The sequence below is a fragment of the Bradyrhizobium sp. CB2312 genome, assembly GCF_029714425.1.
Lineage (GTDB): Bacteria > Pseudomonadota > Alphaproteobacteria > Rhizobiales > Xanthobacteraceae > Bradyrhizobium.
Genome location: NZ_CP121668.1, coordinates 6823154 through 6838308, shown reverse-complemented (window position 1 = coordinate 6838308; position 15155 = coordinate 6823154). Strand labels below are relative to the sequence as shown.

Here is a 15155-nt window from a genome sequence, read left to right as displayed (position 1 = left end):
GCTACTCCGCGGCTTCGGCCGGCGCGATGCGGCGGGAGTGCCGCGCCTGCGCGTCATAGGCCTTCTGCCAGTCGGACGGGCCGTTCGAGGGCGAGATCTGCACCGCGGTGACCTTGTATTCGGGACAGTTGGTCGCCCAGTCCGAATAGTCCGTGGTGATGACGTTGGCCTGCGTGTCCGGGTGGTGGAAGGTGGTGTAGACGACACCCGGCGCAACGCGGTCGGTGATCTCCGCGCGTAGCGTGGTCTCGCCGGCGCGGCTCTTCAGCCGCACCCAGTCGCCGTCGCGCACGCCGCGGTGCTCGGCGTCGTGCGGATGGATCTCGAGGCGATCCTCGGCATGCCAGACCACGTTCTCGGTGCGCCTCGTCTGCGCGCCGACATTGTACTGGCTGAGGATGCGGCCCGTGGTCAGCAGCAGCGGGTAGCGCGGGCCGGTACGCTCGTCGGTCGCGACATATTCGGTGACGACGAACTTGCCCTTGCCGCGGACGAAGCCGTCGATATGCATCACCGGCGTGCCTTCGGGCGCCTTCTCGTTGCAGGGCCACTGCACCGAGCCGAGCTCGTCCAGCTTGGCGTAAGAGACGCCGGCGAAGGTCGGGGTCAGTGCCGCGATCTCGTCCATGATCTCCGAGGGGTGGCTGTAGTTCATCTCGAAGCCCATCGCCTTGGCAAGGCCAATGGTGACCTCCCAGTCGGCCATGCCGTTCTTCGGCGTCATCACCTTGCGGACGCGCTGGATGCGGCGCTCGGCATTGGTGAAGGTGCCGTCCTTCTCGAGGAAGCTCGAGCCGGGCAGGAAGACGTGGGCATAGTTCGCGGTCTCGTTCAGGAAGAGGTCGTGGACGATGACGCATTCCATCGCCGACAGCGCCGCCACCACGTGGCTGGTGTTGGGATCGGACTGGAGGATGTCCTCGCCCTGCACGTAGATGCCCATGAACGTGCCTTCGACCGCGGCGTCGAACATGTTGGGGATGCGCAGGCCCGGCTCAGGGTTGAGCTTGACGTTCCACAGCGCCTCGAACTGGTCGCGCACGGCGTCGCCCGAGATGTGGCGGTAGCCCGGCAGCTCGTGCGGGAACGAGCCCATGTCGCAGGAGCCCTGCACGTTGTTCTGGCCGCGCAGCGGGTTCACGCCGACGCCGGGACGGCCGATATTTCCGGTCGCCATCGCAAGGTTGGCGATCGCGATCACGGTGGTCGAGCCCTGGCTGTGCTCGGTGACGCCGAGGCCGTAATAGATCGCGCCGTTGTCGCCGGTGGCGTAGATGCGGGCGGCTTCGCGCAGATCCTTTGGATTGACGCCGGTGAGGATGGCCGTGGCTTCCGGGCTGTTGTTCGGCTGCGCGACGAAGGCCGCCCATTCCTCGAACTCGGCCCAGTCGCAACGCTCGCGCACGAAGGCTTCGTTGACGAGGCCTTCGGTGACGATGACATGCGCCAGCGCGGTCATCACAGCGACGTTGGTGCCAGGCATCAGGGGCAGGTGCAGCGCCTTCACATGCGGCGATTCCACCATCTCGGTGCGGCGCGGATCGATCACGATCAGCTTGGCGCCCTGGCGCAGCCGCTTCTTCAAGCGCGAGGCGAACACCGGGTGCGCGGAGGCCGGATTGGCGCCGATCACCACGACGACGTCGGTGTCCTCGACCGAATCGAAATCCTGGGTGCCGGCCGAGGTGCCGAAGGTGGTGGCGAGGCCATAGCCGGTCGGTGAATGGCAGACGCGGGCGCAGGTGTCGACATTGTTGTTGCCGAAGCCGGCGCGGATCAGCTTCTGCACCAGATAGGTCTCTTCATTGGTGCAGCGGGAGGAGGTGATGCCGCCGATGGCGTCACGGCCGTACGTCTTCTGGATGCCGCGCATCTTGGCGGCGGCAAACGTGAACGCCTCGTCCCAGGACACTTCCTTCCAGGGATCCTCGATCCGGTCGCGGATCATCGGCTTGAGGATGCGTTCCTTGTGATTGGTGTAGCCCCAGGCAAAGCGGCCCTTGACGCAGGAATGGCCGCGATTGGCCTTGCCGTCTTTGTACGGCACCATGCGCACCACTTCCTCGCCGCGCATCTCGGCCTTGAAGGCGCAGCCGACGCCGCAATAGGCGCAGGTGGTGACGACGGAGTGCTCGGGCTGGCCGATCTCGATCACCGACTTTTCCGTCAGCGTCGCGGTCGGGCAGGCCTGCACGCAGGCGCCGCAGGAGACGCATTCGGAGCCGAGGAAGCTCTCGCTCATGCCCGGCGAGACGCGGCTGTCGAAGCCGCGGCCGGAGATGGTCAGCGCGAAGGTGCCTTGCACCTCCTCGCAGGCGCGGACGCAGCGCGAGCAGACGATGCACTTGGAGGGATCGTAGGTGAAGTACGGATTGGACTCGTCCTTCGGCATCCAGTGGTCGTTGCTGCAGCCGTTCGTCTTGGCGAAGACGTGGTTCTCGCCCTCATAGCCGTAGCGCACGTCGCGCAGGCCGACGGCGCCGGCCATGTCCTGCAATTCGCAGTCGCCGTTGGCGCCGCAGGTGAGGCAGTCGAGCGGGTGGTCGGAGATGTAGAGCTCCATCACGCCCTTGCGCAGCTTCTTCAGCCGCTCGGTCTGGGTGTGAACCACGAGACCGTTCATGACCGGCGTGGTGCAGGACGCCGGCGTTCCGGCGCGGCCCTCGATTTCGACGAGGCAGAGCCGGCAGGAGCCGAACGCATCGACCATGTCGGTGGCGCACAGCTTCGGGATCTGGTGGCCGGCATCCATCGCGGCCCGCATGATCGAGGTGCCCTCGGGCACCGTCACCTGATTGCCGTCGATGGTCAGCGTGACCATCGTTTCCGATTTGGAGCGCGGCGTGCCGTAGTCGATTTCCTCGATCAGAGACATTGTCGTTCTCCTATTCCGCGGCCTGAAGCGTGGTCGGGGCCGGGACAAAATCCTCCCGGAAGTGCTTCAATGCGCTGAGCACGGGGTAGGGCGTGAAGCCGCCGAGTGCGCAGAGCGAGCCGAATTTCATGGTGTTGCAGAGGTCCTCGACGAGCGCGAGGTTTTCGCTGACGCGCTCGCCATTGATGATCTTCTCGATGGTCTCGACGCCGCGGGTCGAGCCGATCCGGCACGGCGTGCACTTGCCGCAGGATTCGACGGCGCAGAATTCCATCGCAAAGCGCGCCTGCCTGCGCATGTCGACGCTGTCGTCGAACACGACGATGCCGCCATGGCCGATCAGGCCGTCGCGCGCCGCGAAGGCCTCGTAGTCGAACGGCGTGTCGAACAGTGCGCGGGGGAAATAGGCGCCCAAGGGGCCACCGACCTGCACCGCGCGGACCGGGCGGCCCGTGAAAGTGCCGCCGCCGATGTCGTCCACGAGCTCGCCGAGCGTCACGCCGAACGCGGTCTCGTAGAGGCCGCCGTAGCGGATATTGCCGGCGAGCTGGATCGGCATCGTGCCGCGCGAGCGGCCCATGCCGAAATCGGCATAGGCCTTGGCGCCTTCGGCGAGGATGAAGGGGATCGCGGCGAACGACAGCACGTTGTTGATGACGGTCGGTTTGCCGAACAGGCCATGATGCGCCGGCAGCGGCGGTTTTGCGCGCACGATGCCGCGACGGCCTTCGAGGCTCTCCAGCAGCGAGGTCTCCTCGCCGCAAACGTAAGCGCCGGCGCCGACGCGCACTTCCAGATCGAAGCTGTGCGTCGAGCCGCCGATCTTGTCGCCGAGATAGCCGCCGCGCTTGGCCGCCACGATGGCGGCGTTCATCGCCTCGACCGCATGCGGATATTCGCTGCGGATGTAGATGTAGCCCTTGGTCGCGCCGACCGTGATGCCGGCGGTGGTCATGCCCTCGATCACCAGGAAGGGATCGCCTTCCATGATCATGCGGTCGGCGAAGGTGCCGCTGTCGCCTTCGTCGGCGTTGCAGACTATGAACTTGCGGTCGGCCTTCGCCTGCGCGACGGTCTTCCACTTGATGCCGGTCGGGAAGCCCGCGCCGCCACGGCCGCGCAGGCCGGACGCCGTGACTTCGTTCAGGATCGCGTCAGGGCCGAGCGAGAGCGCGCGCTCAAAACCCTTGTAGCCACCATGGGCGCGGTAGTCGTCGAGCGAGCGCGGATCGATCACGCCGCAGCGGGCGAAGGTGAGGCGGGTCTGGCGCTTCAGCCAGGGGATCTCGTCGGTGGCGCCGAGCCGCAGCACATGCGGCTTGTTGTTGGCAAGCGCGTCGAGCAGGGAGGGCACGTCGGCTTCGGTCACAGGTCCGAAGGCGATCCGGCCCTGCGGCGTCGCGACCTCGACCAGCGGCTCCAGCCAGTACAGGCCGCGCGAGCCGGTCCTGACGATCTCGACCGCGACGCCGCGCTTGGCGGCAGCCTGTTCCAGCGCCAGCGCGACCTCGTCGGCGCCGACGGCGACCGCACCTGCGTCGCGTGAGACGAAGAGACGCATGCTCATCGCTGGGCCTCCGCAACGAGTGCATCGAGGCGCTTCTCGTCGAGCCGGCCGATGAGGCGGCCGTCGAGCATCGCCGACGGCGCAGTCGCACACAGGCCGAGACAGTAGATCGGCTCCAGCGTGACGCGATCATCGGCGGTCGTATTGCCGAGCGACACGCCAAGCTTCGACTCGGCGCGCGCGGCCAGCGCGTCGCCGCCGGCAGCCTGGCACGCTTCGGCGCGGCACAGCTTCAGCACATGGCGGCCGGCCGGCTTGTGGCGGAAATCATGGTAGAAGGTGAAGACGCCGTGGACCTCGGCGCGCGACAGATTGAGCGCCTGCGCGACCATGGGAATCGCCGCCTCCGGCACGTAGCCGAACGCCTCCTGAAGCGCATGCAGGATGACGAGCGTTGCGCCCTCCTGCTTCGCATGTTCGGCGATGATCTCGGCGCCGCGCGTGTCGTCCCAGGACTCGTAGCAAGGCTCGTGAAGCGTTGTCATTATTCGTTCTCAACCAGAGCGTTTCTCCCTCGCAAACTATTTGGAATCATTCGAAGATCAATAAAGCTGTCTCATGCTGCGATTGCGAATTCTGATCGATTTGCAACCGCAATCGGTCGATACGAAATGGTAATGAAAGTTGTATCGGCTGCCGGTTTTTGCGTGTTGGTGCAGGCCCGACATGCTAGCTTGCATGCCACGACAGAATTCGAGGGGACGTCCGGTTGATCGACAAGCTTGAACTGCTGCTGGCGCTGGCAAAGGAACGGCATTTTGGTCGCGCGGCAGAGGCCTGCGGCGTGACCCAGCCGACGATGTCGACCGGGCTGAAGCAGCTCGAGGAGATCCTCGGCGTGATGCTGGTCCAGCGCGGCTCACGCTTCCAGGGCTTCACGCCTGAAGGCGAGCGGGCGCTGGACTGGGCGCGGCGGATCGTGGGCGATGCCCGCGCCATGCGCGACGAGATCAACGGGCTGAAGCACCAGCTCTCCGGCGAGATCCGCATTGCCGCGATCCCGACCGTGCTCGGCATGGTCGCCGCGCTGACGACGCCGTTCCGCGCGCGGCATCCCGAGGTGCGCTTCCGCATCCAGTCCACCACGTCATCTGAAGTGCTGGGGCTGCTCGAAAATCTCGAGGTCGACGCGGGGCTGACCTATATCGAGAACGAGCCGATCGGCAAGGTGCGCACCATCCCGCTCTACAACGAGAGCTACCGTTTGTTGACCGCGCCCGATGCGATGTTCGGCGACCGCGAGACGGTGACGTGGACCGAGGTCGGGCAGGTGCCGCTGTGCCTGCTCACGCCCGACATGCAGAACCGCCGCATCATCGATCGCGCGCTGCGCTCGGTCGGCGCCGAGGCGACGCCGACCCTGACCTCGAACTCGCTGCTGGTGCTGTTCACGCATGTGAAGACGGGGCGCTGGGCGAGCGTGATGCCCGCCAAGCTCGCCGAGACGCTGGGCCTCTCCGACACGGTGCGCTCGATCCCGATCGTCGATCCCGAGGTCAATTACAGCATCGGCATGGTGATCCCGCAGCGCGATCCCATGACGCCGCTGATCGCGGCGCTGGTCAATGTCGCGCGTGAGGTCGCGCCCTCGCTGCAGCTTTAGGCGGCCGCCGATATCCCGCACGCGGCCTTGACGGCGTCGCGCGGCAGGGTGACGCGGACGACGGTGCCGACATCGATCTTCGAGCGCAGCCGCATCGAGCCGCCGTGCAGCTGCGCCAGCGAGCGGGCGATGGCTAGGCCGAGGCCCGAGCCGTGATAGGTCTTGGTGAGCTGGCTCTCGACCTGCTCGAACGGGCGGCCGAGCCGCGCCAGCGAATGCGCAGCGATGCCGATGCCGGTGTCGGCGATCATCAGCACGACCTTGTCGTCGAGCTGCCGGCTGCGCACCACGACGCGTCCGCCGTCGGGCGTGAACTTCACCGCGTTGGACAAGAGATTGACGATGATCTGCTTGGTGGCGCGGCGATCGGCGACGACGGAGATGGATTTCGCGATGTCGGCGTCCAGCTTCAGGTGCTTGTCCTGGGCACGGCCGGTGACGACGCGCAAGGATTCCGCCAACGTCTGCGCCAGATCGAGCTCTTCCATGTCGAGCTTCATGCGCCCAGCCTCGATCTTGGACATGTCGAGGATGTCGTTGATGACCTCGAGCAGGTAGTGGCCGCTGGTCAGGATGTCCTGGCAGTATTCCTGGTACTTCTCGCTGCCGAGCTCGCCGAACATGCCCGAGCCCATGATCTCGGAGAAGCCGATGATGGCGTTGAGCGGCGTGCGCAGCTCGTGGCTCATATTGGCGAGGAATTTCGACTTGGTCTGGTTGGCTTCCTCGGCGCGGGTCTTCTCGCGCTGGTACTTCTCGGCGAGATCGGCGAGCTCGACCGCCTGGCGCTCAAGCGCGGCCTGCGAGCGCTTGAGGTCGATGACGGTGGCGCGCAGGCGCAGATCGTTGTCGACCAGCTTCTGCTCGTGCTCCTTGATGCGGGTGATGTCGGTGCCGACCGAGACGTAGCCACCGTCCTTGGTGCGGCGCTCGCTGATGTGCAGCCAGCTGCCGTCGTCGAGCTGCGCCTCGAAGGTGCGGGCGCCCGGGCCTTGCGCGCCGGTCTCGTTGTGGCGGGTGCGCACCTCCGGCATGCGGCCGACCTCGAGCACGGTCTCGTAGGAGGTGCCGGGGATGACGGCGCTGTCGGGCAGCTTGTGCAGGCGCTGGAAGTGCGAGTTGCAGAGCACGAGGCGGTCGCTGGCGTCCCACAGCACGAAGGCTTCCGGGATCGTCTCGATCGCGTCGCGCAGGCGCAGATCGGCTTCCACGGTCTTCTCGGCGAGGCTCTTCTGCTCGGTGATGTCGACCGCGATGCCGATCAGGTGCACGCTGGAATCGGTCGCCCCGCGCGTCTTCTCGCAGCGGACGCGGAGCCAGATCCAGTGGCCGTCGACATGCTGCATGCGGAAGGTCTGGTCGATGTGGTCGATCTTCTCGGAGATCAGCTGGTCGGCGATCTCGAACAGGTCGATGTCGTCGGACTTCACCAGGGCGTTGACCTCACCGAAGGTGAGGAGCTCGTTGCGGCCGTCGAGGCCGAGCATCGAGAACATCGATTGCGACCAGAAGATCCGGCCGCGCGACAGGTCCCAGTCCCACAATCCGCAGCGGCCGCGGTTGAGCGCGGTGTCGATGCGGCCGCGCACGGCGTCGTTGATGAGGTCGCCCTCGCGGGCGCGGGTGGACTGCCAGTGGAAGGCGAAGCCGAGGATCAGGACGACGAAGCCCGTGGTCGCCGACAGCGTCACCGAGAGCGCGGCGTCCGAGCCCCAGATCGGCTCGTTGCGCTCCTGGATCACCGTGACGAGGCCGGGCAGCGACTTGATCTGGCGCGAGATCGCCATCGCGGCATTGCCGCTCGGCAGCGTCATGTCGGAGACGTTGTTGTCGCGCAGCGGGGCGGCGAGCAGCTGCGCAGTGGTGATCGCATCGAGCAGGCGGTCATTGCCGGCGGGATCGCTGTCGATCGGAATGCGCGCGAGGATGCGGCGGTCGATACCGGCCGAGGTGACGATGACATGGCGGCCCGCGGCCAGGCCCCAGGACGGAATGAGGTCGGGCAGCAGCGTCGGCAGGTTCTCGATATTCTTCAGCCGCTCCTGACGCGAGGCGGTGAGGCGATCGATGCGTTCGGCGAGCAGGTCGGCGAGCGCCGAGATGTCGTGCCGGATCACCAGCCGCTTCTGCCGCGTCTGGTCGACGACCTGGACGAACGCGCCGAGGCAGATGGTGATCAGGAAGGCGATGATGAGCGTCGGCACGGCACGGCGCAATGCCGGCTCCGCGATCAGCAGCCGGTGGTAGGCAGGTTTCGCGATCGATTGCGCCAATCCCTTGATCGAATCGGATTGGACGCACGCGTTCGCGGCGTCTGCACGCGACATGCCTTCGGCCCCCTGAAAACTGCTCGGAAGCGGCCCCACGTCGCTTCCGAATCACATCGATTTGAATCCAGTTTTGCCGGGCTGTCGAGAGTCAACGAATCGTTAACGCGAAATTATTCTTATCCAACGGGCAGTTCGCGCATCGTATGTGCGCAAACTCACGGGGGCGAGGAGTCCGAAACGAGAACGTGTGACTCCTCACGCATTCCATGTCACGCGCGCGGCGGTTCGGCGTGACTGATGACGCGCTTCACGCTCGGGAACGCGCGGCGCAGCGCGCGCTCGATCGCGTCGACATGCTCGTGCACCTTGATGACGCTCATCGACGGCGCGGCGCGGCAGTGGAAGTTGACGATCTCGCCGGCGTCGGTGTTGCGGACGCGCACATTATGGATGTCGTGGATCTCGCCTTCGCCGGCGAACTCGGCCAGCGCGGCGGCGATGGTCTGCACCCGCTCAGGCGCGGCGTCGACGCCGAACGGCAGTTCAGGCTCCAGCGGCTCGATATGGACGTCGACCTCGACGTCCTCGCCGAACTCCTCCTGGATGCTGCGCTCCAGCGTGTTGGCGATGTCATGGGCGGCCTCGAGCTGCATCTCGGCGTCGACCTCGAGGTCGATGCTGACGATCAGCTTGGCGCCGAGATCGTGCACCGTGACGTGGTGGATGGCGAGGCCGGAATTGTGGGCGATCACCATGATGCGGTCGCGCACGGTCTCGTTGTCGCGCGCGACCGGGACCGGGGTGAAGGTGAGGTCGGCATCGCCGAACGCCTTGTCGACGGCGGCCTGCGCCTCGCGCTTGATCTCCTCGATCCGGTCGATCGGGTAGGTCCGCGGCACCTTGGCGATGGTGTCGATGAAGGTGGTCGCCCCGACCATGCGCACGCGCAGCCGCTCGACATCGATCACGCCGGGCACACTGCGGATCGCGGCGGTGGCCTTCTCCTGCGCGCCCTCGGGGGCGCGGTCGACCAGCGTCTGCACGGTCGAGCCGGCCATGCGCAGGCCGAGCAGGGCGATCATCACCGCGACCGCGGCGGCGGCCGCGGCGTCGCCCCACCAGAAGCCGAGGGCGGCGAGGATCAGGCCGACGATCACGGCGAATGAGCCCATCACGTCGGAGGCGAAATGCAGCGCGTCGGCTGCGAGAGCCTGGCTCCTGGTTTCCCGCGCGGCCCGGTGCAGGGCACGGGCGCGCCAGAGATTGACGACGATGTCGATCACCAGCACCACGAACGGCACGGCCGAGATGGTCGGCGGCGGGGTTCCCTCGCGCAAGCGGCTATAGGCCTCGACCAGGATGCCGCCGGCGAGCACGTAGAGCAGGGCGGTGACGCCGAGCGCGGAGATGCTCTCCAGCTTGCCGTGGCCGTAATGGTGCTCCTCGTCCGCCGGCTTGTCGGAGACCCGCACCACCGCCCAGGTGATGATGGTCGCGACCAGGTCGATCGAGGAGTGCAGGGCCTCGGAGATCAGTGCGAGCGAGCCGATCGCGATGCCGACCACGAACTTGGCCGCCGCCATGCCGCCGCTGGCGAAGATCGAGATGGCCGCGACCGAGGTCTTGTTGTGCTGGGAAGTCATGGCGGGGGATGTAGCAGGGTGAGATCGAACATCAAGCGACGATCCACAGCTATAGTCGCAAGTGAGTTGCAGGAGCGAAGCTATTGCGAATGCTTCCGAATTGAATGGTGGCGACTTGTCCTTGCTCAGCTCTCGTAGGGTGGGCAAAGGCGCATAGCGCCGTGCCCACCGTTCTTCCCCGATCAGTGACGGATGGTGGGCACGCTCCGCTTTGCCCACCCTACGGGACTTGCTCCGTCATGCCCGGGCTTGTCCCGGGCATCCACGTTCTTCGTGCCAAGCCGCCAAGACGTGGATGGCCGGGCCAAGCCCGGCCATGACGAACGGAGAGAGCGGCGCACTCCAGGTCTGGTCCACTGCCACCGCTACAAGGTCACCACGATCTTCCCCAGATGCTTGTTCGCCTCCATGTGCTCGAACGCCTTGTCGATGTCGTCGAACCCATAGACCTTGTCGATCGGCAGCTGCAGTTTTCGCGATTCCACCGCGCCCCAGATGTCCTTCCGGACCTCCTCGAAGATCTCGCGGACCTCCTCGATGGTCCGGGTGCGGAAGGTGACGCCGATATAGGAGATGCGGCGGGCGGCATGCAGGTCGAAGTTGAAATCGGCATGGGTGCCGCCGAGCCGGCCGACATTGACGATGCGGCCCAGGACCTTGGTCGCGGCGAGGTTCTGGCTCGCGACCTTGCCGGAGACCTGGTCGACGATGAGGTCGACGCCTTCGCCGCCGGTCGCCTTCAGCACCTCCTCGACCCATTTGGGATCGGAGGAATCGACCGCGAGGTCGGCGCCATATTCCTTCAGCCGGCCGCGGCGATAGGCATCGGTCGAGGAGCCGATCACGAGCCTTGCGCCCTTCAGCTTGGCGATCTGCATCGCCATCAGGCCGACGCCGGAGCTCGCGCCCTGGATCAGCACGGCCTGGCCCGGCTGCACGCCGCCGACGGTGACGACGGCATTGTGCATGGTCGCGAGCGCGACGGGCAGGGTGGCGGCCTCCTCGAAATTCATGTTCGAGGGAGCGCGGAACAGCCGGCCATGGTCGGCCAGCGTATACTCGGCAAACGCCGCGCCGCCCGATCCCATGATGCGGTCGCCGACCTTGACGCCCTTGGCGTCCGGTCCGAGCTCGACGACCTCGCCCGCCCATTCCATGCCGAGCACGGTGCCGACACCGCCGGCCGCGCCATGGGCGTGGCCCTTGCGCATGCCGGTGTCGGCGCGATTAAGCCCACAGGCACGCACGCGGACCAGCACTTGCGTGCCTTTAGGCTTAGGTTGAGGAACGTCGGAAATCTGAGCGCCCTCAGGGCCGTAGACGTAAGCCTTCATCAATTGCTCTCGTTTCTTACAGTGATTATTCCGCCGCTTGCGCGCTCGGATGAACGATCATGCCTTCGAGCCTGTTCCTGATGATCGCCTCCGCTTCGCGCACGATGCGGGAGATCAGCTCGGCGCAGCTCGGGATGTCCTGGATCAGGCCCTGGACCTGGCCGGCCGACCAGATGCCTTCGTCGGAATTGCCGGTCGCGTAGACCATCTTGCCGCGGGCCCCCGCAACGAGCTCGCGGATGTCCTCGAACTTGGCGCCTTCCTTCTCCATGGCGACGACCCTGGTCGAGATCTCGTTCCTGGCGACGCGCGAGGTGTTGCGCATGGTGCGGAAGATCAGCTCGGTCTCGCGCTCGTCATTGGCGACGATCTTCTCCTTGATGAGCTGGTGGATCGGGCTCTCCTTGGTCGCCATGAAGCGGGTGCCCATGTTGATGCCATCGGCGCCCAGCGCCAGCGCGGCGACGAGGCCGCGGGCGTCGGCAAAGCCGCCGGAGGCGATCATCGGGATCTTGACCTTGTTGGCGGCGGCCGGGATCAGGATCAGGCCGGGGGTGTCGTCCTCGCCGGGGTGGCCGGCGCATTCGAACCCGTCGATCGAGATGGCATCGACGCCCATGCGCTCGGCCGAGAGGGCGTGGCGGACGCTGGTGCATTTGTGCACGACCTTGACGCCGTGCTTCCTGAACTCGTCGACATGCTCCTGCGGCTTGTTGCCGGCGGTCTCGACCACCTTGATGCCGCTCTCGATGATGGCGGCGCGGTATTCGGCGTAAGGCGGCGGCTTGATCGCGGGCAGGATGGTGAGGTTCACGCCAAAGGGCTTGTCGGTGAGGTCGCGGCAGCGCGCAATCTCTTTGGTGAGATCCTCCGGCGTCGGCTGGGTCAGCGCCGTGATGAAGCCGAGCGCGCCGGCGTTGGCGACGGCCGCGACCAGTTCGGCCCGGCCGACCCATTGCATGCCGCCCTGAACGATCGGGTGCTCGACCCCGACGAGCTCAGTGAACCGTGTCTGCAGCATGATCTGTTTCCCCCGCCGGTATGGCGCTCTGTTATCGCTTGATGCTGCGAGGATGCCGCCGGGGTCGGGAAAAGTCTATTGCGCGGGCGTGCGGTTAGGGCGGGGCGCTCATGCGGAGGATGAGGGGATTCCGCGGGGCGGATAATTTGGATGGTCTCGTGTCCCGGACGCGCTGCAACGCCGCTTGGCGTTGCGGCGCAGAGCTGGGACCCACATTCCGCGAATGCTTTGAGAGATGGGCCCCGGCTCTGCAGCGCATCGTCGAAGGGACGCTGCGCTGCGTCCGGGGCACGGATACGGAGGCTTCGGCTACTCCGCCGACAGCCGCACCATCTGCCGGCCGCCGTTCATTTCCTTGAGGCGGTTGACGAAGGCTTCCGGGCGCTGCCAGCGGTTGGGGACCTCTAGGCCCATGAACTCGGCGATGTCGCCGATGAAGCCGGTGCAGTTGGTGGTCTCGGCATTCCAGACCGGCGAGCTCGTCTGCAATTTCTTGATGTAGGCGAACACGCGCTTGGCGTCGGCCTCGTTGAGGTAGACGCGATAGCTCGCGGTCAGATATTCCGGATCGAGATCGCCGTAGCTGGCGCCGGTCTCCGATGGCACCCAGGTGAGATGCCCGAGCACATAGGCCCAGGTGTCGCCGGCGGGCGTGAGCCCTGCGACCTCGACGGCGCGCTCGCTGGTTTTGCCGTACCAGATGAAGGCATGGCCCCAGCTCGCGGCCGTGCGGGCACGGAAGTCGACGTAGTACGGACCTTTCTCCGCGCGCGCGACCGGGCGCCGCGATTGCGGTGCCGGCCGTGAGGCGGTGTCGGCCGGAGCAAGCGCATTGGCGTCCGCCATGCGCTTGTTCGCTTCGTGGGCCGAAGCCGAGGGCGTCGTGCACGCCAGCAGGGCCGCGAGCGCGGCCCCCGCGATGATGCAGGATCCCGTTCGATCAGCTTTGTTGGTCACGCTGTGCCCCCTCGACTGCCAGCCGCTTACGCAGATTCCGCTAGTGCGTCAGTAGCGCGCCGCGACCGGGCCGGGCGCCTTGCCGATCGGGGCCTTGCCGACCGGGCTCTTGCCAATCGGCATCTTGCCGATCGGGGCCTGCTCCGCCGGATAGACCGGCACGGGCTGGCGGCGCGGCAGATCCGCAGCGTTCGCAGCCGTCACCAGAGCAAGCGTGGCACCCAGAACAAATACAGTCTTCTTCACAGTGATACCCCTAGAAGGTTGGTCCAAACACGGCCATGCCGTGCCCCCAGACACGCCTCACAAAAGGGCGGCCGAATGCGTCCAAGTTGCGGCGCGCACGGGACATGTTGGCGGCATCTCTCGGGTGTACACAGATGTGATGTGTCCAGATGTTTCGGAGTGGTGCGATGCCGGAAGCTCACCCGATCCGGTTCAAACTGTTCCTGATCGTCGAGAAGATGCCGCCGATGTCCTTGCGCAGGGCATCGAGGGCGTTGAAATTGTCGAAGATGCGGGCGAGGCGGTCTTCGACTTCGCGCTTGCTCTTGGTCAGTGCGTCCACACGCGAGGCCAGCGTCACACCCGCGTTTGCCTCGATCTCGCCGACGGTTCTGGCGAGCAGGTCGCGCGTGGTGCTGACCTCGGCGATCATCCCCTCGATGCCGAACACCGGAGCCTTCAGCGGGACGAGATCGGCCTGCGACTTCGACAGCTCGGTCTTGAAGGCGTTCAGCGTCGCCAGCGTCTCCTGCAACGCGCCGAGGCGCTGGCGCGACTGGAGCACGAAATCGTTCAGCGCGTTCTGACGGTCGGCAAGGGTCTTGCCGTCGCGGTCGGTTTCGACCTCGGCGAGCGAGCGCTCGAGCTGGGCCCGGCGTTGACCAAGTTCCTCAAAGTCGAGCCGGACGCCCTTGAGGATGTTGAAACTGTCGTCGATGCGGGCGAGGCGCTGCTCGATCTCAATCTTGTTCTTCGAGAGCGTCTCGACCCGGCTGGCGAGCGGCGCCTCACCGCTGGTCTCGAGCTCGTCGATGCTTTTGGCGAGGCGGTCATGGCTGAGGGCGAGCTCGCCGATCAGCGCATTGATGCCGGCGTCACCCGAACGCAGCGGCACCAGCTCGGCGTGGGATTTCGCCAGATCGTCCTTGTAACGGTCCAGCGTTGCGTGAATGTGCTGGACCGTGCTCACCCGCGTCAGGAGCGTCGATACGTCGCGCGCGATGTCCTTGAGCCGGTCGCCGAGGTTGTTCTTGCGGTCGTCGGTCTCGAGGTCGTGCAGGGATCGTTCGAGCTGGTTCTGGCGGTCGCGGATCTCGGTGAAGACGGGCTCGACCGCGCGGCGCTGATCGGCGACCTTGCCGACCATCTCGCGCAGCTCCTGCTGGCGGCGGCGGATCTCGGCGAGCTGGTCATGCATGTCGGTGGATTCGTTGCGGCCCTGCTGCAGCAGCGCGCGCTGCTCGGTCTCGCTCAGCTTGGCGTGGAGGGCCGAGACCGCCTCCCTGGGGTCGCTCTCGATCAGGTGCTGGACGGTGGCGTCGAGGTGGTTTTGCAGGGCGTGGGCGACGACGACGTCCTCGCGGGTCTTCTTGAGGCGGTCGCGCAGGGCGTAGAGCCTCCGATCCTGGCGCGACAACCGCCAGGCGGTCGCACCAATCAGGGCCAGGACGGCCGTCAGGATCGTGCCCGTCGCGATGCGTTGCGACATGGGCAGGCCCGCGAACCAGGCGGGCAGGTGGCCGATATCGTAACCGAACGCCTGCTGGGCGAGAAACGCGACGGCGGCCAGCAGGACAAACCAGGCAACCAGGAAAAACAGCCACATCGTGAATTCCTCACGCCGGCACAATGTCGCCATAGTTGCTATTGGAGAGCGGAA

The 15155-nt window shown here is 66.2% G+C and carries 11 protein-coding genes; 1 reads left to right on the top strand and 10 read right to left on the bottom strand.

All coding sequences use genetic code 11. The features are described 5' to 3' along the window. Window position 1: 1 nt before the first annotated feature. Genes fdhF through QA642_RS33370 form a run of 3 tightly spaced genes read right to left on the bottom strand, consistent with a single transcriptional unit; the run spans window position 2 to window position 4927 of the window. Window positions 2–2875 (bottom strand): formate dehydrogenase subunit alpha, encoded by a 2874-nt coding sequence (gene fdhF, locus QA642_RS33380; RefSeq protein WP_283080678.1) that lies wholly within the window; start codon window positions 2873–2875, stop codon window positions 2–4. 10 nt (window positions 2876–2885) lie between these two features. Then, complete coding sequence (locus QA642_RS33375; RefSeq protein WP_283080677.1) at window positions 2886–4442, bottom strand: NADH-quinone oxidoreductase subunit NuoF; 1557 nt, start codon at window positions 4440–4442, stop codon at window positions 2886–2888. After that, on the bottom strand, window positions 4439–4927 hold the full coding sequence (locus QA642_RS33370; protein WP_283080676.1) for a formate dehydrogenase subunit gamma: 489 nt from the start codon (window positions 4925–4927) through the stop codon (window positions 4439–4441). Before QA642_RS33370 ends, QA642_RS33375 begins: the two co-directional genes overlap by 4 nt. Window positions 4928–5151: 224 nt before the next feature. On the opposite strand from QA642_RS33370, the gene QA642_RS33365 reads away from it, so the two are divergent. Beyond that, a complete protein-coding gene (locus QA642_RS33365; RefSeq protein ID WP_211401157.1) occupies window positions 5152–6045 on the top strand; it encodes a LysR family transcriptional regulator in 894 nt (297 codons plus the stop codon). Here QA642_RS33365 and QA642_RS33360 read toward each other — a convergent pair. From QA642_RS33360 to QA642_RS33330, 7 genes are all read right to left on the bottom strand, one after another. Beyond that, window positions 6042–8372, bottom strand: a complete 2331-nt coding sequence (locus QA642_RS33360) for an ATP-binding protein (RefSeq protein ID WP_283080675.1) — start codon at window positions 8370–8372, stop codon at window positions 6042–6044. The genes QA642_RS33365 and QA642_RS33360 overlap by 4 nt on opposite strands. Before the next feature lie 212 nt (window positions 8373–8584). Continuing rightward, window positions 8585–9958, bottom strand: a complete 1374-nt coding sequence (locus tag QA642_RS33355) for a cation-efflux pump (protein ID WP_283080674.1) — start codon at window positions 9956–9958, stop codon at window positions 8585–8587. Window positions 9959–10323: 365 nt separating this feature from the next. After that, the gene (locus QA642_RS33350) at window positions 10324–11292 is read right to left on the bottom strand and encodes a zinc-binding dehydrogenase (RefSeq protein ID WP_283080673.1); all 969 of its coding nucleotides are present in this window, start codon (window positions 11290–11292) and stop codon (window positions 10324–10326) included. A gap of 25 nt (window positions 11293–11317) precedes the next feature. Further along, entirely contained in the window at window positions 11318–12313 is a 996-nt protein-coding gene (locus tag QA642_RS33345; RefSeq protein ID WP_283080672.1) for a nitronate monooxygenase family protein, read from the bottom strand. A 309-nt stretch (window positions 12314–12622) separates the two neighbouring features. Continuing rightward, window positions 12623–13270, bottom strand: a complete 648-nt coding sequence (locus QA642_RS33340) for a hypothetical protein (protein WP_283080671.1) — start codon at window positions 13268–13270, stop codon at window positions 12623–12625. A 48-nt stretch (window positions 13271–13318) separates the two neighbouring features. After that, a complete protein-coding gene (locus QA642_RS33335) occupies window positions 13319–13522 on the bottom strand; it encodes a hypothetical protein (protein ID WP_283087028.1) in 204 nt (67 codons plus the stop codon). Window positions 13523–13694: 172 nt separating this feature from the next. Next, on the bottom strand, window positions 13695–15101 hold the full coding sequence (locus QA642_RS33330; RefSeq protein WP_283080670.1) for a hypothetical protein: 1407 nt from the start codon (window positions 15099–15101) through the stop codon (window positions 13695–13697). Window positions 15102–15155: the final 54 nt, after the last annotated feature.

Bases quoted from the DNA above. Each gene is read 5' to 3' on its own strand.
- fdhF (WP_283080678.1), bottom strand. From the start codon at position 2,875: ATGTCTCTGATCGAGGAAATCGACTACGGCACGCCGCGCTCCAAATCG.
- QA642_RS33375 (WP_283080677.1), bottom strand. From the start codon at position 4,442: ATGAGCATGCGTCTCTTCGTCTCACGCGACGCAGGTGCGGTCGCCGTC.
- QA642_RS33370 (WP_283080676.1), bottom strand. From the start codon at position 4,927: ATGACAACGCTTCACGAGCCTTGCTACGAGTCCTGGGACGACACGCGC.
- QA642_RS33360 (WP_283080675.1), bottom strand. From the start codon at position 8,372: ATGTCGCGTGCAGACGCCGCGAACGCGTGCGTCCAATCCGATTCGATC.
- QA642_RS33355 (WP_283080674.1), bottom strand. From the start codon at position 9,958: ATGACTTCCCAGCACAACAAGACCTCGGTCGCGGCCATCTCGATCTTC.
- QA642_RS33350 (WP_283080673.1), bottom strand. From the start codon at position 11,292: ATGAAGGCTTACGTCTACGGCCCTGAGGGCGCTCAGATTTCCGACGTT.
- QA642_RS33345 (WP_283080672.1), bottom strand. From the start codon at position 12,313: ATGCTGCAGACACGGTTCACTGAGCTCGTCGGGGTCGAGCACCCGATC.
- QA642_RS33330 (WP_283080670.1), bottom strand. From the start codon at position 15,101: ATGTGGCTGTTTTTCCTGGTTGCCTGGTTTGTCCTGCTGGCCGCCGTC.